This window comes from Methanobrevibacter sp. UBA188 (assembly GCF_905234905.1).
Lineage (GTDB): Archaea > Methanobacteriota > Methanobacteria > Methanobacteriales > Methanobacteriaceae > Methanocatella.
This window is the reverse complement of sequence record NZ_CAJOJM010000026.1, coordinates 5,482-27,203: the sequence shown is the minus strand read 5'-3', so window position 1 is coordinate 27,203 and position 21,722 is coordinate 5,482. Positions and strand designations below refer to the sequence as shown.

Here is a 21,722-nt window from a genome sequence, read left to right as displayed (position 1 = left end):
GATGATTCTGATGATTTTGATGACTGGGACGATGACTGGGATGATTCTGATTTAGATGATGAGGATTATGATGATTGGGATGGTTCTGATTGGGATGGAAATTATACAAATTCATCTATAAAATTCTATAAATTGACTTATAATGCTCATGAACCATTTATCGCATATAAAACTACATCTTCACTTGATATCATGGCATCTGGTGATTCAGGTAGTGAAAAGGAGTGTGAAGACATGGATGGTGATGATTCTGATGAGGGGTTAGATGATAATTCTGATGATTTGAATAATGATTCCCAAGAAGAGTCAGGCCTAGAAGATTCACAATCTTTTATGACAGCCTGTCCTGGAGCTTCAGCAAGTTTTGAAGTCCCTGATGTATTATCAGAAAATCATGAATCTGTTTCAAAAAGCATTAATCAAGATCAAAATCTCTTAGATGATGAAAAGGAAGATAGTGATAATGTTACTGATGATAAAGATTATGATGCAATAACTTTCTCATCTGATAATGAGTTGGATATTTTAGGTTTATTTATTTCCTTATTGCTTAGTATTATATTATTAATATAAGAATTCAAAAGGAAATGTTAAACTATGAAGTCTTTAGAAATCACATTATTTGCATTATTGGGAGTGTTGAACCTCCCTTTCATGTTTTTTTTCAATAGTTAATGAGGTAGGAACTCACGTGTTTTGTTCAATTAGATATTGCAATGACGAATATTTTTTAAAATTTCATGAAATTGATAGGTTAATTTTATATAAATATGAAAAATATAAGTTAATTCAGTGATATCATGAAGATTTTGAGAATAACGATTATTATGCTTTTTCTAGTAATGTCGGCTGGGGCTGTCTGTGCGGCGGATAACCTTTCTGACGATATTGCAGGTGATGATAATTCACATGTTCTAAAAGCTGTGCAGGATGATATTTATTCTGCAGGAGAACCAAAAACATTCACTGATTTGAAAAATGACGTTTCCAATTCATCTGGTGTTTTTGATGTAATGAATGATTATAAGTTCAATAACGGCACTGACGATGCCAGTGAACCAATATATATTGAAAAGAATAATTTCATCATCAATGGTAATGGCCATACGATAGATGCTGGAAATCAGTCTGCAATATTTGGCATTAATGCAGTAAACGTGACAATAAACAATCTCACCCTTATAAATGCAAACTCTAACCGGGGAAGCGCCCTGATTATTTATAGTGGTTATAGCTTAACGACCAATAATGTTAATTTCATAAATAACACTGCAGATACTGGTGTTATTTTCGTTGGGGGAAATTATACAAGTAATTCTGACAGATTTAAGGATTCTTCATCTGCCAATTTTGGAACCATATATCTGGTTGATGGAAAGTCCACTTTTAATGATGCAGTCATGACAAGCTCTAAAATATTGGACTGGGGTTTTATATATACTGAAAATGATCGGGTTGAAATCTATATTTCAAATTCGACATTTGCAAACGCCACTTCCAAATATTCGACTGCAGTTAGAGGATTTAAAAAAACAGTAATCAGAAATTCAAAATTCATTAATTTGCATTCCCAAATCACTGCTGGAGCAATTGCCCTAAAGGAAATGGTATTGGCGGAAATTGTGGATTGTACCTTTGTCAATGTCACTTCCAAGAGAAATGCTGGTGCAATATTTGCCGATGCTAATGAAGAAAATTCAAGTGCGGTTTTTGTTGTTGATTCTAATTTCATAGATTGTTACTCCGGATTTGGAGGTGCAATACTTCAGCTTAAAGGTAATCTTACTGTGAACAGATGTAATTTCACCAATAATTCAGCACTATTTGATGGTGGTGCAATATATGTTTCATATGTTACTATTGTTGTAGCGAATTCAAGCTTCAAGCAAAATCATGCACAATATGATGGCGACAGAGGATCTTACGCCGGTGCAATCTATGGTGACGCATCCGGATTAAACATATGGGAGTCCAGTTTCATTAACAACTCTGCCCAATATGGCGGTGCAATATATAGCTACGATTCAGGTTATGACATTGATAAGTGTAACTTTGCTGACAATGTCAACCTGTACGGAGATTTAGATGATATCTACACAATGTTTGACTGGCCTGACCCTACTTTGAAAAACAATACCTACAGCAGTGAGTATTCATACAATACAAACAAAACAAGATATGCGTCAATCGTCGATACAAGCGGAATGAAATTGACTCTATTGAACAATAGCATTGACGTGTCCAAGGTCCCTTCCAAATTTGATTTGCGCGATTGGGGATGGTCCACACCAGTCAGAGACCAAGGCCGTATGGGATCATGCTGGGCATTTGGAACTTCAGCGGCCATGGAATCAGCTATATTGAGATTTTTAGGCATTGACATGGACATTTCCGAAAGTAACCTCAGAGACCTTTCACTGCAATATTCACAATACGGAACAATCAAGACTTTGGAAGGATCATCTGTATTTTCAGCTGTCCATTATGCTTTAAGCTGGTTTGGAGTTATTTCATCAGAATATGATGTTTATGACCAGTTGGGTAAAATTTCACCAATATTTGCAGCAAATGGCAGTGTCCATTTCCAGGATGTTGTTTATCTGCCGACCATCAGCAATGAAACAGGCATTGACTTAATAAAGAAGGCTATTTTAAAATATGGTGCTTTGACCGTTAATTATCATGCTGCACAGTCCGCTCCCTATCTCAATGTCAAAACTTCTGCACAATATATTAACGAATCATTTGTGGGTGACCATTCTGTTTCATTGATTGGTTGGGATGATTCCTATTCTGCAAGTAACTTTTTAATCACTCCTCCAGGAGATGGTGCATGGATAATCAAGAACAGTTGGGGAACAGATTATGGAGAAAAGGGTTACTACTATATCTCATGTTATGACAAGACTTTTGCCATAAGCATGAAGCCAATGGCTTTCATTCTTGAAAATACTGTTGAATATAATAAAAATTACCAATATGACATTGGAGGTAAAGCATCTGAAATAGTCAATTCAACTGAAGCCATCAATAGTTATGTTGCAGTGGCAGATGATTTGATTGCGGGTGTCGGAACATATTTCAATGAAACTGGTGTTGAATATCTTGTCGAAATCTATGTAAATGATGTGTTGAGACTTTCTCAATCTGGTCTTTCACCGTTTGCAGGTTTCCACACAATCAAACTGGATTCATATGTTCCAATTGAACAGGGTGATAAATTTGATGTTTGCATTAAATCAAATTGGGTTCCTGCCCTAATAAATTCAAGGCAGAAGTATATGAATGGGACTTCAAAGGCTAAAATAGATGGCAAGTGGATTGATATTTCTTCAGAGGAGTCCATTTGTTCCATTAAAGCATATACTGTTGTGGATGATACTAAAATAATCAACAACAAGGACATTTCCGTTGATTATTCCGGCGGAAAATATTTCTCAGTTAAGGTTGTAACCGGCAACGGTCATGCTGTTGGCATTGGCGAAAAGGTCACATTCACAATCAACAAGAAAACTACTACAGTAACAACAGACAAGAATGGAATAGCTAAAATTAAAATTGTTGATGTTCCTAAAAAATACACAATAACAACCAAGTACAAAGGTAAAACCTATACTAACAAGGTTACTGTAAAGCAGGTCTTGACAGCAAGCAAAGTGAATGTCAAAAAGACTGCCAAATCATTCACCCTAAAGGCAAAGCTTAAAGTCAACGGAAAACTGGTTAAAGGCAAAGTGATAACTTTCAAGTTCAACGGCAAAACCTACAAGGTCAAAACCAATGCCAAAGGTATTGCACAAAAGAAATTGAACAAGAACGTTATCAAAAAGCTTAAGAAAGGCAAAACCTATGCTGTTAAAGTGACTTACCTTAAGGACACTATAAAAACAACCGTCAAAGTCAAATAGATGAATTCATTTCATCTATTCTTTTTTTTCTTTGTTAATTGGACAAGGCTATTTTTTTTAAGTTATTACTTTATTTTAACTATTTTTGATGTATCTATCTTTTTTTGAATACATTTCAAAAGATATGTATGATTTAATTTACATTTTGAATTTTTTTCAAAACATTTATATATTGCAGATTACATAGTATTAATCGGAAGGAAACTTCCTTCCGATAGTGTATTTAATTAAATTCATTTAATCAAAACGGTTTTCCACTTTCCATTTTATTAACCAAGTGGTAATTTATTCAAAAAGATGTGAGAAAATGTCAGAAAAAGATAAAAAATTAGACCAGATAATTAAGACAATCGACGCAAACGATATAAAATTTTTGAAATTACAGTTTTCAGATATACACGGATTACCTAAAAGTATGGCAGTGCCTCTTAAAAAGGCAGACGATGTTGAAGACATTGTAAACGACGGATTATTATTTGACGGATCATCAGTAGCAGGATTAGCTTCAATCAATGACAGTGACCTTCTTGCAAAACCTGATGTCGACACCTTTTCAACAATCCCTTGGAGGCCTGAATCAAAAGGTACCAGTCGATTTATCTGTGATATTTTCACTACAGAAGGAAAACCATATGATGGAGACCCAAGAGGTGTACTTAAAAAATCCTTACAATTAGCAGAAAAAAGAGGATATCAGTTTAATATGGGTCCTGAACCTGAATTTTTCATTATAAAAGAAGATGAAAATGGAAATTACATACCTGCTGATGAAGCTGAATACTTTGATGTCGAACCATTGGATCAGGGTACCGACATCAGAAGAGAAATCGTATTAGGTTTGGAAAAGCTTGATTTCGATGTGGAGGTCAGCCACCACGAAGTTGCAGCAGGTCAGCATGAAGTGGACTTCAAATATGCAGACGCTTTAAAAACAGCAGATGCAGTAATTACATTCAAAGAAGCTGTAAAAGCATTAGTTAATAATTTGGGCTTTAAGGCAACTTTCATGCCAAAACCGTTTTTAGGAATCAACGGTAGTGGAATGCACTGTAACCAGAGTCTGTTTAAGGATGGAAAAAATATTTTCTATGACCCTGACACTGAAACTCAAATATCACAGGAAGCTTTATACTTCATCGGAGGATTACTTGAACATGCTCCGGCTTTATCATCAATCTTATCCCCGACAGTCAACTCATACAAACGTCTTGTGCCTGGTTATGAAGCACCATGCTACATAGCTTATGGATTTAAAAACAGGTCAACCTTATTAAGAATCCCTGCATCCAGAGGATTAGGTACAAGAATTGAATGCAGATCTGCTGACCCATCATGTAACCCTTACCTTGCATTCGCAGTATTGCTTGAAGCTGGTCTGTACGGTATGGACAATAAAATTGACCCTGGTGAACCTACTGAAGAGAACCTCTTTGCATATTCCGAAGATGAAATCATTGAAAAAGGAATCAGTAGCTTGCCTACCAGCTTATGGGAAGCATATCACTCATTAGAGGAAGACGAAGTAATCAAAAACGCTCTTGGAGAAAAAGTATTCAATCAGTTCTATACAATTAAAAGGGCTGAATGGGATGCATACAGAATTCAAGTGTTCGATTATGAAAGGGATGAGTATTTAAACGTTTAGTTTTTATCATTTGGCGGTCAAATTAAGGATTTTCTTAATTTACCGCTCACAAATTAAATTTTAGGAGGATGGTGTTTTAATTATTGGTCTTTTGGATAAATTTTTTTTGGAATTTTGGAATTGTTACTTTAAGGCATATTGGAATTTTGAAATCATGAGTATTGATTGAGGCATATGAAATTAAAATATTCATGATTGTTTTTTAAGGCATATGGTAGATTAGGAAGTTGTTTATTCACTAATTTTAATATGTGTATTCGCCGATCTTAGAGGAGGTTTAAGAATGTGTGGAATAGCAGGTGTAATATACAAGGATAAAAAAACTCACGCTGTAGGAGATGCACTGACATCAATGCTTGAATCACTCCAACATAGGGGTCCCGATTCAGCAGGTTATGCAATCTACGGTGGCTTAAATTTTACTGAAAATTATTATCAATTAAATATCGAGGTAAACAGAAGAAAAGGAACACTGGAAAATTTAAAATCATTATTAACTCAATTCAGCCCAATATATGAAGAGCAGCTAATCGAGTCTGTAGGTGGGTCTGACGTATACAAATGTAAAATAACATTGGATGATTTTTCCCGTCTGCAACCATGTATCATGGAAATAGACGAACTGGAAAACGTAAGGGTAATCAACGGTTCACATTCCTTTGAAATGATAAAGGATGTGGGAAAAGTAAAAGACATTGCTGAGCGTTTTGACGTTCAAAGCAGAATGGGAACCCATGGAATTGGCCACACACGTTTTGCAACAGAAAGTGGCGTTGACCGCTATCATGCACACCCATATCAAAGCTACATCATACCGGACATTACTGTTGTGCACAATGGTCAAATCACCAACTACTGGAAAATAAGAGATCCTTTAGAAAGAAAAGGACATACTTTTGAATCATTCAACGACACCGAGTGCATTGTCCATTACATGGCAGACAAGCTTAATCAGGGATATAAGTTGGAAGAGGCTTTAGACCAGGCAGTGATTGATTTGGACGGTCCATTTTCAATATTGGTGGGAACACCTAACGGTATTGGAATTGCAAAGGATAAATTAGGTCTCAGACCAGGGGTAATGGCTGAAACCGATGAAATTTTTGCCATAGCTTCAGAAGAAATGGCATTGCATGATGTCATAGATTCCGACCAGATTGAACAAATCGCTCCTGGCGAAACCAGGTCCTACACCATTTAACGAGGGGTTTTTCTATGAAAGAATATGTTATTGATGCAAAGGATATGGATGAAAAGGAATTGAATCGTACTATAAAGCAGCAGGCTGCATTTCATGAAAAGCTCATTATTGACAATCCCGAATCAAGACACAACATCTGTGCAGGTTTGAGCGAAGATGTATCCATTGAAATCAATGGTTCTGCAGGATATTTCGTTGGAACAATGGTCAACGGACCAAAGATACACATCACCGGAAATGCAGGATGGTTTGCCGGAGACAACATGACAAAAGGCGAACTCATTATCGAAGGTACAGCCGGAGACGGTGCAGGACAGGGAATCTATGGTGGAACAGTAATAGTAAAGGGAAGCACAGGTTCAAGAACCGGTGAAATCATGAAAGGCGGAACCGTTATAATCGGCGGAAACAGCGGATATATGACCGGACTTTTAATGATGGGTGGCAAACTCATAATACTTGGTGATGTAACCGACGATGTCGGCGAATCAATTATGAGAGGAACCATATACGTTCTTGGAAATGTTAAAAGCTTAGGAAAAAATGCGGTTATGGAAAAAACCACTCTTAAAGATCAAAAAGAGCTGAAAGAAATTTTGGAAGAATATGGTTTTGAACTGACTGACATTGATTATACAAACTTTAAAAAAATTGTTAATATGCAATAGGAGCTAAAAAAATGAGCAAACGTAAGATAGCTATGGTTGGAACACCATGTGAAATTATGGCAGCATCTAAACTGCAATATTATACTGACAGCCCTATTGATGTTAAACTGGGCTTATTCTGTATGGAGAATTTTTCATACAAGTACTTCGTAAATCTCTTGAGCGAATACGACTTGAAAATGGAGGATGTTGAAAAATTCCAGATTGAAAAGGGATTTGTATTCTTATTGTTGAAGACTAAACAAACCGTAAAGATACCTCTCTCTGTAGCCAAAAGAATAATCAGAAAAAACTGTAACATCTGTGTTGAACTGACATCAGAGACCTCCGACATTTCAATAGGGTCCATAGGCTCTGAAGATGGCTGGTCAACATTGATAATCAGAACCAAAAAAGGCGAAGAGATAGTTGACGGAGCAATAAAACAGGAATTCATCAAGGCAAGGGATCTTACAGAATCACAATTCAAATTTCTCAATAAACTTGCAGAAGGTAAAATAGCCAAAAATCTGGAAAACATTGAAAGAAGAGAATTTCTGGCTCGTCCCGTTTTGTATCAAAGGGAAAAATCAGACACTTCAATCAATAAGGAAAATACCGAATCCAACTTCATGGACTTGAAATATAATGTCATTGACGTAGGGGCATGTGTTCTGTGCGGAGCATGCGAATATGCCTGTCCGGAGGATTTGATAACAATTGATGATACAAAACCTCGAAAAAGAGGAGAATGTCCAGAGGATTGCCATGCATGCTTCAGGGTCTGTCCAAGAACATTCATACATGAAGACTTGAGAAACGACAACTCCAAACCTATTGGCGATTTTATAAAGGTATTGTCAGTTAAATCAATCAAGCACACTCAGGGCCAGGACGGTTCCATTGTTACAACTCTCTTGGATTACTTGTTGTCTAATAAAATCGTGACTGATGCTCTGATTGTTGATAAAAAAGATGACCTGGCTTGGAAGCCATACGCAAAAATAACAAATGCGATTGATGAGGTTGTTAAATCAGGAGGAACAAAATATTCTGTCTGTCCTGTATTTAAGCCATTGAAAGATTTGAAAGAGGGGGTAAATTAAATGTCATTCACTGTAGAGCGTAAGATAGAAATATGCAAGCAGAATAATGATAGGCCGGGCTGTTGCTGGTATCTGTGTGATAACCCTAAACAGTCTGCATGTAAAAACTGTTACAGCTGTTATTCAAATTGTCCTCATGATGTATATGAAGTAATCAATGACGAACCTCTTCCGATTCGCCAGGAAAACTGTGTGGGATGTAAAATATGTGAAGAAATGTGCCCGACACACGCAATTTATGTCAGGCCTCTTGCAGATGAAGGAAGAGGAGTCTGGTCAAATTCAACAATGGTTGAAATTAAGCGTAAAAGCCAGTCCGGTTCATATAAGGTGCGCGGATGTGGACTGACCAGAAAAATCCCGACATTTGATGACTTAAGCATATTACCTGCACAGGTGTCAAGACCTCCAATAGATTCATACAGGGAACCTTGTAAGACTTCAGTTGTGCTTGGAGACAGATTTGCTGAAAATCCGATTGAAATAGCAACTCCTATTATGATCGGGGCAATGTCTTTTGGTGCATTGAGTAAGGAAGCAAAAATAGCATTGGCTATAGGAAGCAGCAAGGCAGGCTCAATTGCCAACACAGGTGAAGGTGGAATGCTTCCTGAAGAAAGACATTTCGCAGACAAGCTGATTGCCCAATACGCTTCAGGCCGTTTCGGTGTTTCAGCCAGCTATTTAAACAATGCAGAAGCTGTCGAAATTAAAATAGGTCAGGGCGCAAAATCCGGTATGGGCGGACATTTGCTTGCCCATAAGGTAACTGCAGAGGTTGCAAGGGTCCGTAATATTCCTGAAGGAACATCTGCATTGAGTCCGGCCAGACATATGGATATTGTCGGACCTGAGGATTTGGGTATGAAAATCGACCAGTTAAGGGAGATAACAGACTGGAAAGTGCCAATCATTGTAAAATTCGCAGCAGGAAGAGTCGAACAGGATGTAAAAATTGCAGCAAAGGCAGGTGCAGACATTATTGTAGTCGATGGTATGCAGGGAGGAACCGGTGCTGGACCTGAAGTGGTTACAGAGCATGCAGGTATTCCTACCATAGAAGCAATCGTAAAGGCCGATGATGCATTGAAGGACATTAACTTGAGAAGCGAGGTAAGTCTTGTTGCTGCCGGAGGTATCAGATCAGGAGCGGACGTTGCAAAGGCAATAGCATTGGGTGCAGATGCAGTATATATAGCTACTTCCGCATTGATTTCCATTGGATGTAAGGTTTGTCAAAGCTGTTCTGAAGGAATCTGTCCGAAAGGAATTGCAACACAGGAAAGAATGCTTAGAAGAAGACTTGATCCTATAAGGAAAGGTCAGCAGGTTGCAAATTACATTGGTGCAATGACTCAGGAAGTAACTTCCCTGACTCAGCAGGCGGGTAATACTGATATTGAAAAGCTTGAACGTCAGGACCTTGTGGCATTGACAATGGAAGCTTCACAACTGACAGGAGTACCTATGGTGAGAGATTAGTCTTTTAATATTAAAATTTGGGAGATATTGTTATGGCGGCATTTGATAGAATAAAATCTGGAATTCCAGGCCTTGATAGTGCTTTGGATAATATTCGTTTAGGGGATAATGTAGTTTGGAACGTTACAAATTTAAATGAATTTTCCTACTTCGTCAATCCCTATATACGGCAGGCAAAGGAAGACGGTCGAAACTTGATATATATTCGTTTTGCTAATCACCCTCCTTTGATAGAAATGACTGATGAGGATTTCGAATTGCTTGAAATAGAACAGAATAATCCTGACAAAGAGTTCTCTATGATTGAACGTGATGGAATCAAGATATATCAGGTGAATCCATACAACCAATTTGAAACATTCACTCTGGAAGTCCACAGAATCATAGAACTTGAAGGATTCGATGCATTCTATGTCTTTGACTGTTTAAGCGACCTTCAGGCGGTCTGGTCAACGGATTTGATGATGGGCAACTTCTTTAAGGTTACCTGTCCATTCTTATTCCAGCTCGATACTGTAGCATACTTCCCAATTATTCGTGGAAGACATTCCTATGATGCCATAGCCAAAATTCGTGAGACCACACAGCTGTTTTTGAATGTATACTCAAATTCTCCCGATGAAGTCTATGTATCTCCTCTGAAGGTATGGAACAGATATTCCCAGACCATGTTTCTGGGACACAAGTTCAATCCCCAAACAGGTTCCGTCAAGGTTCTCCAGGACGGTCATGAAGTAAGCAAATACTACAAGACAGTCAATGATTCCGATAAATACCAAAACGGACAGATTCTAGACAGCTGGGAGCGATACATGCTTCAGGTTAGAAGGAAACATAATGACGGCGAAAACATCGATGATGAGTGCGACAAGATCTGCGAGCTCATGATGACCAAGGACGAGAAGATGCTTTCCAAAATTAAGGAATATTTCACCTTTGAGGATTACACTACAATCTATGACCGTCGTGTAGGTAGCGGATCTGTAGGAGGTAAATCCTGCGGAATGCTTCTTGCAAGAAAGATAATTGAAAAGAACTGTCCAGAACTCTACAACAATGTCTTTGAACCTGACGACTCGTTCTATATAGGTTCTGACTTGTTTTACACTTATATTGTTTCAAATGACTTGTGGGACCTCAGGGTAAATCAGAGAACCGAAGAAGGCTATTATGAATATGGCAAAAAGCTGGAGGAGGGTCTTAAAAACGGTACTTTCTCGGATGAAATCAAAAAGGAGTTCATAAAGATATTGGATTATTTCGGTCAAAATCCGATTATTGTCCGTTCAAGCAGTTTTCTTGAGGACGGATACGGCAATGCGTTTGCAGGAAAATACGAATCCGTCTTTTGCGTAAACAGAGGGTCTCTTGAAGAGCGTCTGGCAGCATTTGAAGATGCGGTGAAAGTGGTATATTCAAGTACAATGAATGTTTCCGCTTTGGAATATCGGAAATTGAACGGTCTGGATGATGTGGATGAGCAGATGGCTCTTCTGGTTCAAAGGGTTTCCGGTTCATATTATGGAGATTATCTCTTCCCTACAGCTGCAGGTGTCGGATTTTCATACAGTCCATATTCTCCCCTTCCGGACATGGACAACAGCAAGGGAATGCTTAGACTTGTAATGGGTCTTGGTACAAAGGCAGTGGACAGGACAAAAAAGGATTATCCAAGAATCATCAATCTTGATAAGCCTGAAGTGACTCTTATGAAGGATATCAAGGAAAAGCACAGATATTCCCAACATTATTTGGATGTCATTGACTTCAATGAAATCAGCCTTCATGATATTCCTGTTGATGAAGGATTGGATGTAATTCCAAGATATTCCAAAAGGGTTTTGGTGGAGCATGACCGTGAAGCTGAAAGAATGCTTCGTGAACGTGGCCAACGCCGTGAAATAGTCTTTGTCAACTGTGAGGGTCTTGTTAAAAATTCCGACTTCATTGGGGTGATGAAGGAAATCTTAAGCACTCTGGAAACTGCATATGACTATCCTGTAGATATTGAATATACTGTAAATGTCGGTGAGGATGGTTCTTTTAATATAAACTTATTGCAGTGCCGTCCGCTTCAGGTTTCAACAAACAATGAAGCTATTGAAATGCCTGAGGACAAAAATGTTTTCTTCCATATTAAGGAATCCTCAATGGGGATGTCACGCAAAAACAAAATCGACACAATCTGCTATGTCGATCCGCATAAGTATTATGAATATCCCTACGCTCAAAAAAGTTCACTTTCACGGATTATCAGTGAGGTTAATGCCTACTGCAAAAACAATGACAGAACAGCCATTTTGATAGTTCCCGGAAGAATTGGTACGTCTTCACCTGAACTGGGTATTCCGGTTGTCTTTGCAGACATCAGTCACTTCTCTGCAATTCTTGAGGAATCATACAGTGAAGTCGGCTATATGCCTGAGCTGTCTTTCGGAAGCCATATGTTCCAGGATCTGGTGGAAGCGGAAATATACTATGGGGCACTGTTTGAAAACGATAAAAAAATAGAGTTTAACAGGGATATGATTTATGATTATTCAAATGTGCTGATGGATATCAATCCTAATTTGGATGATGAGATTTATGACATGGTGCAGGTCATAGATTTTGATGAGAACAAAGCGGAATTCTATCATGACATGAACAAGGATGAAACAATGTGTATTTTCAAATAATTGGAAATATTTGAATGTTTAGGGCAGGCGGGTGGGACATATGCCTTTTTATTTGTAATACTTTTTTGCAAAAAAAGATTTTTCAAATAAAAGCTAAAGTATGACAAAATTCCAATGTGACTGATGGCCCTGTTTTTAATCTCTTTTTCCAACGGGGTCATTTTTCACGTTTTTTCCTCATTTTTGTGTTGATAAAAAAATAAATACTAGTTGCCATAAAGTATGAACAGCGATTAAGAAGTGATTAAATATGTTTGAGGCTATTGAAAAATTTGCAGCCAAATCGGTAACGTTAAAAGAAGCTCGTGAGAATGTTGAAAATATATCCTTGGCTAAGGAAATAGGAATTTACATTGTTTTGTTTTTAATATTATACTTTTTCATGATACTTGTTGTAGCTATTGCAGGTTATTGTTTGGGTAATATTGATAATTTCTTAATCTCTTTGTTTTCATTTGCTGTCGTTCCGGTAGGAATATACATATATGCAACTAAAATAGAAAAGCGCAGCTGGAGAAGTATCGGATTTTCTAAAGGTAATGCAATATCTTCAACTTTAAAAGGAGCATTAATCGGTTTTTCAATGTTTCTGGTTGTTGTGATGATAGGCATTGCATTGGGACAATTCACTTTCACTGGCTTTGATTTTTCACAGGCAATTTATGCGCTTCCGTTTTTAGTAGCTTTCACTATTCAATCTTTCGGTGAGGAAATTTACACTAGGGGCTGGACATTGACCTATTTTTCTAAAAGGCATGGCATATTGACTGCAATATTAGCTGCCAACATTATTTTTATCCTTCCTCATTGTTTCAATTTAGGATTCGATCTGCTGTCTATAATTAATATTTTTTTGGTTGGAACAGTATTTGCAGTAATGTTTTTGAGATTTGACAATATCTGGATTTGCGGCGGCGCTCACACAGCATGGAATTTTTCACAAGGGATAATATTTGGATTTAGCGTAAGCGGCGCTCCAACACCTTCATTATTGAAATTCAGCCAAGCAGGTCAAAATATAATTGCGGGAGGTATTTTTGGCCCGGAATCCGGTTTGATTGCAACTGGGGTGATAGTCGTTTCACTTATGATTATGATGTATTATAAAATTTAGGTTTTGAACTTTCAGTTAATGATAACTATTTATTCTATACTTTTAATAATATTAATTAACATTAATGTTTTTTTGTGAGTATTATGAAAAGGATATTGATTATTTTAACAGTGATATTTGCTGCCTCGTTGATGATTGGCAGCGTGAGTGCTGAGGGGATGTTTGATATTTTTACCAGCTCATCTGACAGTACAAATAACGAATCTAATTTTGTAGTCGGGTTTAATCCTGAATTTCCCCCATTCACTTATAAGGATGATAACGGCAGCTATACTGGTTTTGATTTAGAACTGGCACAGGAAGTGGCAAAAAGGAACAACTGGACCTTTGTACCTCAGCCAATAATTGACTGGAACAGCAAACAAGTGGAAATAAACTCCGGCGAATTCGATTGTCTTTGGAGTGAATTTACCATTGACGGCAGAGAATCCGATTATGCCTGGTCTGATGCCTACTTTAACAATTCTCAGGTAATTGTCGTAAAAAATAGTTCCGGAATAAATTCTCCTGACGATTTGAAAGGTAAAAATGTAGAAATTCAAGAAGGAAGTTCTGCATTGCAATCACTTGATGAGCAAAATAAAAGTTTTAAGGACACTTTCGCAAAACTGACTGAAATAAAAGACTATAATACTGGATTTATGGATTTGGAATCCGGTGCCTGTGATGCATTAATTATTGATGTTGGAATGGCAAATTATCATGTCAGCGGAAAGTATTCAGACAAAGGCTTTAAAATCATTGATGAGCCGGTATCCCATGAAAAGTATGGTGTCGGATTTAAGAAAGACAACACTGAACTGAGAGACAAGGTTCAAAAGACTTTGGATGATATGTTTAAGGATGGAACCGTTGACAAAATTGCTCAAAAATATGATGAATACAATATTTCCGATGGATTAATCCGCAAGTGAGTAATGCGGATTAAATTTTTATTTTTTTTTTGATGTTGTTAAAATCATAATTGTACAATAATGCTTTTTTTGAATGTAAACTTTATATATTTTAATTTTGTAAAATATATATGATATCATGAATCTTAAGAATATAGGTATTATTTTATTATTTTCATTATTTTTAATTTTAAGCGCTTCTTCTGTTCAAGCTCAGGATAATTCAACAGAGTTAGTTTATCAAAATCAGGATGATTCTTTCGTTTGCGATGTCGAAAATAATTCTTGTGGTGTTGATGATAATTCCAACTATTGGAGTTTGGATGACATTGGCAGATGGGTAGTTGATGACGATGGAAATCTGGTTTACATCCCGTCAGATAATAATAGAACTGCCGAAAATTTTACTGAATATGGCTTTAAGGAAAATGGTGCTGATTTGAGAAAAAACAATTCCAGTCAGAATATTTCCCAAATGTCCAATCCTTACGATATGAATCCATTATGGAAGGAATATGCCAAGGACCCTTGGGCTTTCATGGAAAAATACCATTCATTGTCAAATTCTCCATCAATACCTAAAAATTATACCCTTCCTGATGATTCATGCCATCGCCCTTATTCCAAGGAATTTAAAGATTTGATGAATTTCATTGAAAAGACACGAGTGAAGCCTGATGCAATAAAAAGCAATGATATAAATGTTTTCTATTCCCATAGAAATTTATATGAAGTTAGGATTCTCAATCCTATTGGAGACTCTGTCGGCAATGGTGTGGATGTCACATTCATTTTCAATGGCAAAAAGATTCATGTTAAAACGGATGATGGTGGTTATGCAAGTTTCAAATTCAACTGCCAGCCTGGAAATTATGTTGTAAAAACACATGCAGGAAATATTAGTTCAAAAAATAGTATTGTTGTCAAGCCATTATTCAAAACAAAGAATGTTGCAAAAAAATATAAGAAATCCTCAAAATTCACAGTCAAACTCATTAAGCATAACGGCAAATCCGTTTTCAAAAAAAATATTAAAATAACATTTAATGGGAAAAATTATACTATTAAAACAAATTCAAAAGGAATTGCAGCATTCAAAATTCCAAAAAATATTAAAGTTGGAAAATATGCAATCAAAACATGTTATAATGGTTGCATTGTTAAAAACATCGTTGCTGTTAAAAGATAATTTAACTTCTATTTTTTTTTGGTTTTCATAGTTGATGTTTGGATTTTAATTCGTTTTTGATTAATTTATTGATTTTACTTTGGAAAATTTATTTTAGAGTGTTATATTGCTTTTATTTTTAATTTAAGAAAATTTTAAATATTATTTTTCATAAATAATTATTTAGTGATTGTCATGGTTCAAAATAAGGATGCTTCATTTAAATTCATATCTAAAGATCATTTAAAAGAACTTTTTGACATTCTTGATTTTCACTTGGATTTTGACATTGATCCTTTGGACGTTGAGGTTTTGCCGACTGAGGTTGTGGCAATCGAGCCTTCCCTTGTGCGGCCGGATTACATCATCCGAATTAAAAATATCATATTCATGATGGAATTTGAAAGTTCTCATGTGGGGTTGAAAAAGAAAAAGCTATTCAAATTGTATATTGCGGCCTATGATTACAAAAATAATGATAAAAATGATAGTATAATCTTTTTTGTTGTTTCCACCAAAGAAAAATCAAAAATTGCTGAATATAACATTAATGATTGGGATTCGTTCAAGTTTCCAATCATTTCACTCAGGGAATTGGACAAGGAAAAAATTATTAATGATATTAAAACAAAAATGGATAACAAAGATACGTTCACCAATAGGGAATTGATTGAATTGGCTTTGACACCTATATTGGAAAAGGATAAGGAAAATGTCATTGACCAATTCTACGAAACAAAAGAGATAATGTCAAAAATCCACTATCCGTCTGATGAAATCAAAACATCTGTATATGGGATTGTTTTGATGCTTAGCAGTATGTATTTTGATGAGTTGGATCCAATTAGAAAAGATATTCAAGGTGATTTGATGGGTAAAGTTGACTGTGTTGCGGAAGCTTGCAAGAAGAGTTTTGATGAAGGGGAGATTAACGTTGTTAGGAATATGTTAGTTAATTCTGATTTGTCTGTTGAGGAGATTTCTAGGATTTCTGGTGTTTCTTTGGATAAGGTTGTTGATTTGAAAAATAAGTTGTGAATTGGGGAAATAAATGCAGACAGTCAATTGCGGTGAGTGAATGTTAATCAAAAGAAAAGTCTTAAGGCCAAAGGATTTAAAGAAAATTTCAAAGTATTCCTGTGACGAAAAGATTAAGGAGGCCTACATCAATTACCTGACCAATTACTCATTCAAGGAGTTTGTAAAATACTGTGAGGAGAATTCGGATAAGGATTTTCCGGATTTGATTTTCAAGTTCGCCGATTTGCAGCTGGAAAAATATGAACCCAATTCTCTGATTTGGGTTTCCCATGTGATGCTTAATTTTGTAATCTATTTTGACGTTAATCTTGATTATGGCCAGTATTATGACGCTTATGCATCCGCCCTTCAGCTTACTGTCCTTTCCTGTGCCATGAAAATGTCAATCGACAAGGTTTCATTTGGTGATGTTCCATTTCCTGAAAGTTCTGCATCTTGCTTTGATAAATTATTCTCCACAAAACCTGATTTTAAATATGATTTGAAAAAGGATTGCGATTTGGCATATAATTCATTCAACACTGATTTTGATTTTGAGGCTGGGCAATTCTATGCTCTCGTCAAGGGTCATTTTGATGAGAATTTTGTTTCACATTAAACAGTTTCATTGGAAACATTTATATTGTATTATATTAAACTATTTTTATGGACGAAGAAATTTTTGAAAATGCTCCATTCATAGCATGGATTCATAATCTGTCTAAAAGTCAGCTGAAGTACTTGAATTCACGATTGAATGATTTGGACTTGGGCCATGAGATAAAATACATAATGATGATTTATGAAAATCCCAATTCCTCTCAGGATGATTTGGTAAACTTTTCCGGTCAAAGCAAAGGAAATATTGCTAAAATCGTTAAAAAACTTGAGGATATGGGATATGTTGAAAGAAGTGTCAATCCAAACAATCGCCGAAAGTACATGCTGAAGACAACTTCTAAAGCCAATGATATAGTTCCGAAAATTCGAAAGATCTCTAAAGAGTGGGAGATTGAAGTTGGAATAACTCCGGATGATGATGAGTTAAAGCAAAGAATCAAGGAAATATCAATCAATTCAATGAAACTTGTTGGAGAGTAGTTATTTATGAAAATAGATTTTGAAACAATTGTAATATTTGTATCATTCATTACATCTTTTTTTGCAGTTTTTCTCTCAAACGGAATAATAATCGGTGTTCCGGCAATTGCACAGGAATTTGTAATGAATAATGTTATCCAAAATTGGATTCCGACAATATTTTTCCTGGTCGTGGCGGTTTTCACAGTTCCTGCAGGTCAGATTTCAGGAAAATTTGGTGTTAAAAAATCTCTTCTTGCCGGAATCATCGTGTATTTGATAGGATCAATTGGTGCGGTCTTGTCATTTTCAACAGAATCATTTATGATATTCAGAATAGTTCAGGGAGCAGGTGTGGCATTTTTAAATGTATCTGCAATGGCAATGGTTGTGCAGGCCGTCAAACCCCAAAACAGGGGAAAGGCATTGGGCTTTACCGTAACTGGAGTATACCTTGCAACATCCCTTTCACCAGTAATCTGCGGATTTCTGGTTCAAAATCTCGGCTGGAGATCAATGTTTTACTTTGTAATTCCATTTTTGGTATTATGTATAATTCTAATGATGGTAAAAATCCCGCAGGAGTGGAAAACCTATGAAGGTCAGTCAATCGATAAGTTAGGCTCAATCCTTTGGGCAATAGGCATACTGACATTCATATACGGCTTCACTTCACTGGTTAATACTCAGGGAGTAATTCTGACAATGGTTGGGATTGTCATGCTGTGCATATTCGGAGCATATGAGCTTAGACAGGACTCTCCTGTGTTCAACATGAATTTATTTAAAAACAGAAAGTTCACATCATCCAATGTGGCTGCTCTATGCAGCTATCTTGCAATTATGGTGGTTACAACAATCTTGAATTATCATTTCCAGTATGTGCGCGGTTGGAATGCTCAGATGTCCGGTTTGATATTGATAATCACTCCTGTCATAATGGCAATCATGGCTCCGAATGCCGGAAAGCTGTCGGATAAGATACATCCGCAAAAGCTTGCTGCAGTCGGAATCGGAATTGCTGCAATTGCACTGGCAATATTGTCATTTTTAAACGGAGACACTCCACTTTATATAGTCATATTGGCCATGATTTTGCAGGGTATAGGCATGGGACTTTTCTCAAGCCCAAACATGAATGCAATAATGAGTTCAGTTCCTCCGAAGTATGCTCCAACAGCTTCCGCTTCACAGGCAACAATGAGGACAATAGGTCAGACCATGAGTCTTGGTCTTTTGACATTGGTATTTGCTTGGGTAATGGGATCTCTGCAGCTGGCACCGGAATATGCTGCAATGATTGTTCAGGCATCTCAGACAATCTGTCTTATTTGTACTGTTGCTTGTATTCTGGCAGTATTCGCTTCACTTGTCGGCATACGTTCAAAGGATGAATTCAACACAAAAAGAGGATAATGCTTCGCCTCCGGGCGAAGTACCCAAATCCTTGATTGTGTATATTTTATCTATCATAAAGTCCAATATCTTATCATGCAAACTGATAGATTCGAAACATTCATGGATGCAATTCTTGCAATTATTATCACTGTTCTGGTATTGAAGCTGGCTCAACCTCCCGCTCCAACATGGGATGGAGTCCTATCTTTAAATGCAAGCTATCTTATTTATGGAATCTGTTTTTTAATCATATTCAACACATGGTATAATGACCACAACCTTTTCCAGATGGTTGATGAGATAAACAACCTGATTGTAGTGGTTTACGGTGTATTGATATTTATCATTTCACTTCTTCCATATTTTGCATCATGGGTTTCCCTGAATCCTCAGTCAGTTCCTGCTCAAACGATGTTTGGAATTTTGTTTTTGGCCACAAATGCATGCTATAACCTGTCCACTTTTCTTATAATCCGTGCAAATCCATATAATGCTGAACTTAAGAAAATAGACCTTAAGAACTTTTGGCGATACGTTCCCGTAATAGTTATTTTAATCGGATTTTTGGCCACATACACAGTCTATACCCCTGGAATATTTATTTCATGTATCATAGCCACCATCTATTGGTTTTTCATAGCCATTTCCACCAAATCAGAAATTGAAAGCAGTGGGAGATTTGAGGCATTGTTCGATGCAATTATAGCTATCATATTGACAGTTCTTGTTTTAGAAATAACAATGGCTTCAGGTGGGACCTGGCAGGCCCTGTTCGATTTGAGAATCGAATTTTTGGCTTATATAATCAGCTTTATCGTATGTTTCAATTACTGGAACTACAACAACAATCTATTTTCCATTGTAAACAAAATTGACACTGCTGTTATATGGTCAATTGGAGCATCAATGTTTGTATTGTCACTGATTCCATACCTGTCAGTGTTTGTTTCACATAACTTTTATTCATTTGTGCCTCAGGCATGCTATGGAATTGATTTTATCGTCGTTGCAATTATATCCATTGTCACATCAAAAGCTTTGAAGAATGCGGATAAGGGAAACGTTGCTCTGATGCTTGCATTGAAAAATAATCTGGTATTCGTATCAACAATTGTCTTTGTTGGAATAGGCATGGTAATCGGATATTTCTTTTATCCTCCGGCAATCATCATATCCTGTCTTTTGTCAATTATCGCCGTTTGGGCAATTTCATATTTGACTAGATAATTTCCTGTTCAAAAATTTTAAGTATTTTGTGAACTATAATAAGTTTAGGTGAAAAAATGGCAAATTTTGATGATATTGAAAGTGCAAGGGAGTTCTTCTACAAGGACAAGTTTGCAGTTGATACTGGCGTTACATTAGATGAACTGAGTGAAGATCATGCAATATGCTCTTTGAAACTAACTGACAATCATAGAAACGCTTACGGCGGTGTGATGGGTGGTGTAATATTCACATTGGCTGATTTTGCTTTTGCTGTTCTCTCAAATCAGATACACCAGCTTACTGTTGCACAGCAAGTTGACATTCATTATCTTTCAGCTCCAAAAGGAGAAAAGCTTATAGCTCATGCAACATGCAGAAAGGATGGCAGGACATCTTCCATTGTCAATGTTGATATAAGTGACGATACTGGTCGTGACGTTGCCCAATTCATTGGGACCGGATTTAAATTATGATTCAGTAAGAATTATAATTTTAAATCATTCTATTTTCTAATTTTTTCTCAGAAATTTTGATATTGGTTATTTGGATAAGTTTTGTGTAATTTTTTGTTTCAAACCAATTCATTTATATGCTATTAAAATCAATATTTTAAATGACTGATTAACAAGTCGTGAAAAATCCGATTCGAAGTTGCACTGCCGTAGCTTCGAATTTTTTTTGAAAGATTTAATTGTTGCAATTATCAACATTCTATTTAAAAATTAAAAAAAGTGGAGCGTGATTGCTCCAATAATATCTATTTTACCTTGTATGTTGCAGTTGTCACGTTATTGTGTGCACTGTCGAATAGTGTTACTGAAACTTCGGCTACTTTTTTCTTGTTCATATCACAGTCATCGAGAATGTAGGAATCACCGACCTTACTTGATTGGTTGATTTGACTGTCATGATATGTTATGATGTTTCCTTTTGCATCATAGTAATATGTTCTAAGCATTGAATAATCAGAATCAGCTGGTATCGGGTCTACATAACCCCAGACAAAGCACCATCCTGCCTTGTCATTATGTGCATCCGTGATTATTATCTTTGTGTTGGATAGGTCGACTGAACTTCCAAATCCTGATTGGCCACTGTTATAACTGCTGTCGGAATATGTGTTGTCTGAGCCTGAGTTAATCAATCCAAAGCCGACAATAGCTATAAGGGCTA

At 36.5% G+C, this 21,722-nt stretch carries 18 protein-coding genes; 17 read left to right on the top strand and 1 reads right to left on the bottom strand.

The window, feature by feature from the left end:
• From QZ143_RS06520 to QZ143_RS06440, 17 genes are all read left to right on the top strand, one after another.
• Positions 1 to 573: hypothetical protein (locus tag QZ143_RS06520; protein ID WP_292882428.1), on the top strand; the 573-nt coding region annotated here is incomplete at its 5' end.
• A 227-nt stretch (positions 574 to 800) separates the two neighbouring features.
• Positions 801 to 3,908 (top strand): C1 family peptidase, encoded by a 3,108-nt coding sequence (locus QZ143_RS06515; RefSeq protein WP_292882426.1) that lies wholly within the window; start codon positions 801 to 803, stop codon positions 3,906 to 3,908.
• A gap of 307 nt (positions 3,909 to 4,215) precedes the next feature.
• On the top strand, positions 4,216 to 5,553 hold the full coding sequence (gene glnA, locus QZ143_RS06510) for a type I glutamate--ammonia ligase (protein ID WP_292882423.1): 1,338 nt from the start codon (positions 4,216 to 4,218) through the stop codon (positions 5,551 to 5,553).
• Between the two features lie 283 nt (positions 5,554 to 5,836).
• Positions 5,837 to 6,754, top strand: coding sequence for a glutamine amidotransferase (locus QZ143_RS06505; protein WP_292882421.1), 918 nt, complete (start codon positions 5,837 to 5,839; stop codon positions 6,752 to 6,754).
• Positions 6,755 to 6,768: 14 nt separating this feature from the next.
• Positions 6,769 to 7,422 carry a tributyrin esterase gene (locus QZ143_RS06500; protein WP_292882418.1) on the top strand — a complete coding sequence of 218 codons (654 nt, stop codon included), beginning with the start codon at positions 6,769 to 6,771 and terminating at the stop codon, positions 7,420 to 7,422.
• An 11-nt stretch (positions 7,423 to 7,433) separates the two neighbouring features.
• Positions 7,434 to 8,507 carry a Coenzyme F420 hydrogenase/dehydrogenase, beta subunit C-terminal domain gene (locus QZ143_RS06495; RefSeq protein WP_292882415.1) on the top strand — a complete coding sequence of 358 codons (1,074 nt, stop codon included), beginning with the start codon at positions 7,434 to 7,436 and terminating at the stop codon, positions 8,505 to 8,507.
• Positions 8,508 to 9,989, top strand: a complete 1,482-nt coding sequence (locus QZ143_RS06490; RefSeq protein ID WP_292882412.1) for a glutamate synthase-related protein — start codon at positions 8,508 to 8,510, stop codon at positions 9,987 to 9,989.
• Between the two features lie 32 nt (positions 9,990 to 10,021).
• The gene (locus tag QZ143_RS06485; protein WP_292882409.1) at positions 10,022 to 12,667 is read left to right on the top strand and encodes a PEP/pyruvate-binding domain-containing protein; all 2,646 of its coding nucleotides are present in this window, start codon (positions 10,022 to 10,024) and stop codon (positions 12,665 to 12,667) included.
• 250 nt (positions 12,668 to 12,917) lie between these two features.
• Positions 12,918 to 13,781 carry a type II CAAX endopeptidase family protein gene (locus tag QZ143_RS06480; protein WP_292882407.1) on the top strand — a complete coding sequence of 288 codons (864 nt, stop codon included), beginning with the start codon at positions 12,918 to 12,920 and terminating at the stop codon, positions 13,779 to 13,781.
• Positions 13,782 to 13,861: 80 nt separating this feature from the next.
• On the top strand, positions 13,862 to 14,695 hold the full coding sequence (locus tag QZ143_RS06475) for an amino acid ABC transporter substrate-binding protein (protein WP_292609454.1): 834 nt from the start codon (positions 13,862 to 13,864) through the stop codon (positions 14,693 to 14,695).
• Positions 14,696 to 14,813: 118 nt separating this feature from the next.
• Entirely contained in the window at positions 14,814 to 15,863 is a 1,050-nt protein-coding gene (locus QZ143_RS06470; protein WP_292882405.1) for a hypothetical protein, read from the top strand.
• 174 nt (positions 15,864 to 16,037) lie between these two features.
• A complete protein-coding gene (locus tag QZ143_RS06465) occupies positions 16,038 to 16,880 on the top strand; it encodes a hypothetical protein (protein ID WP_292882403.1) in 843 nt (280 codons plus the stop codon).
• A gap of 40 nt (positions 16,881 to 16,920) precedes the next feature.
• Positions 16,921 to 17,481: a hypothetical protein gene (locus tag QZ143_RS06460; RefSeq protein ID WP_292882400.1), complete on the top strand. Its 561-nt coding sequence runs from the start codon at positions 16,921 to 16,923 to the stop codon at positions 17,479 to 17,481.
• A 47-nt stretch (positions 17,482 to 17,528) separates the two neighbouring features.
• Entirely contained in the window at positions 17,529 to 17,963 is a 435-nt protein-coding gene (locus tag QZ143_RS06455) for a MarR family transcriptional regulator (protein WP_292882397.1), read from the top strand.
• A gap of 6 nt (positions 17,964 to 17,969) precedes the next feature.
• Positions 17,970 to 19,358, top strand: a complete 1,389-nt coding sequence (locus QZ143_RS06450; protein WP_292882394.1) for an MFS transporter — start codon at positions 17,970 to 17,972, stop codon at positions 19,356 to 19,358.
• Between the two features lie 75 nt (positions 19,359 to 19,433).
• Positions 19,434 to 20,567: a TMEM175 family protein gene (locus tag QZ143_RS06445; protein ID WP_292882391.1), complete on the top strand. Its 1,134-nt coding sequence runs from the start codon at positions 19,434 to 19,436 to the stop codon at positions 20,565 to 20,567.
• A gap of 56 nt (positions 20,568 to 20,623) precedes the next feature.
• Positions 20,624 to 21,022, top strand: a complete 399-nt coding sequence (locus QZ143_RS06440; RefSeq protein WP_292882388.1) for a PaaI family thioesterase — start codon at positions 20,624 to 20,626, stop codon at positions 21,020 to 21,022.
• A 284-nt stretch (positions 21,023 to 21,306) separates the two neighbouring features.
• Here QZ143_RS06440 and QZ143_RS06435 read toward each other — a convergent pair.
• Positions 21,307 to 21,722 (bottom strand): hypothetical protein (locus tag QZ143_RS06435; protein ID WP_292882385.1); only part of this gene is annotated, 416 nt, incomplete at its 5' end.

What these genes read in the sequence shown, in the direction of transcription:
- QZ143_RS06515 (WP_292882426.1), top strand. Translation starts at nt 801, where the DNA reads ATGAAGATTTTGAGAATAACGATTATTATGCTTTTTCTAGTAATGTCG.
- glnA (WP_292882423.1), top strand. Translation starts at nt 4,216, where the DNA reads ATGTCAGAAAAAGATAAAAAATTAGACCAGATAATTAAGACAATCGAC.
- QZ143_RS06505 (WP_292882421.1), top strand. Translation starts at nt 5,837, where the DNA reads ATGTGTGGAATAGCAGGTGTAATATACAAGGATAAAAAAACTCACGCT.
- QZ143_RS06500 (WP_292882418.1), top strand. Translation starts at nt 6,769, where the DNA reads ATGAAAGAATATGTTATTGATGCAAAGGATATGGATGAAAAGGAATTG.
- QZ143_RS06495 (WP_292882415.1), top strand. Translation starts at nt 7,434, where the DNA reads ATGAGCAAACGTAAGATAGCTATGGTTGGAACACCATGTGAAATTATG.
- QZ143_RS06490 (WP_292882412.1), top strand. Translation starts at nt 8,508, where the DNA reads ATGTCATTCACTGTAGAGCGTAAGATAGAAATATGCAAGCAGAATAAT.
- QZ143_RS06485 (WP_292882409.1), top strand. Translation starts at nt 10,022, where the DNA reads ATGGCGGCATTTGATAGAATAAAATCTGGAATTCCAGGCCTTGATAGT.
- QZ143_RS06480 (WP_292882407.1), top strand. Translation starts at nt 12,918, where the DNA reads ATGTTTGAGGCTATTGAAAAATTTGCAGCCAAATCGGTAACGTTAAAA.
- QZ143_RS06470 (WP_292882405.1), top strand. Translation starts at nt 14,814, where the DNA reads ATGAATCTTAAGAATATAGGTATTATTTTATTATTTTCATTATTTTTA.
- QZ143_RS06465 (WP_292882403.1), top strand. Translation starts at nt 16,038, where the DNA reads ATGGTTCAAAATAAGGATGCTTCATTTAAATTCATATCTAAAGATCAT.
- QZ143_RS06460 (WP_292882400.1), top strand. Translation starts at nt 16,921, where the DNA reads ATGTTAATCAAAAGAAAAGTCTTAAGGCCAAAGGATTTAAAGAAAATT.
- QZ143_RS06455 (WP_292882397.1), top strand. Translation starts at nt 17,529, where the DNA reads ATGGACGAAGAAATTTTTGAAAATGCTCCATTCATAGCATGGATTCAT.
- QZ143_RS06450 (WP_292882394.1), top strand. Translation starts at nt 17,970, where the DNA reads ATGAAAATAGATTTTGAAACAATTGTAATATTTGTATCATTCATTACA.
- QZ143_RS06445 (WP_292882391.1), top strand. Translation starts at nt 19,434, where the DNA reads ATGCAAACTGATAGATTCGAAACATTCATGGATGCAATTCTTGCAATT.
- QZ143_RS06440 (WP_292882388.1), top strand. Translation starts at nt 20,624, where the DNA reads ATGGCAAATTTTGATGATATTGAAAGTGCAAGGGAGTTCTTCTACAAG.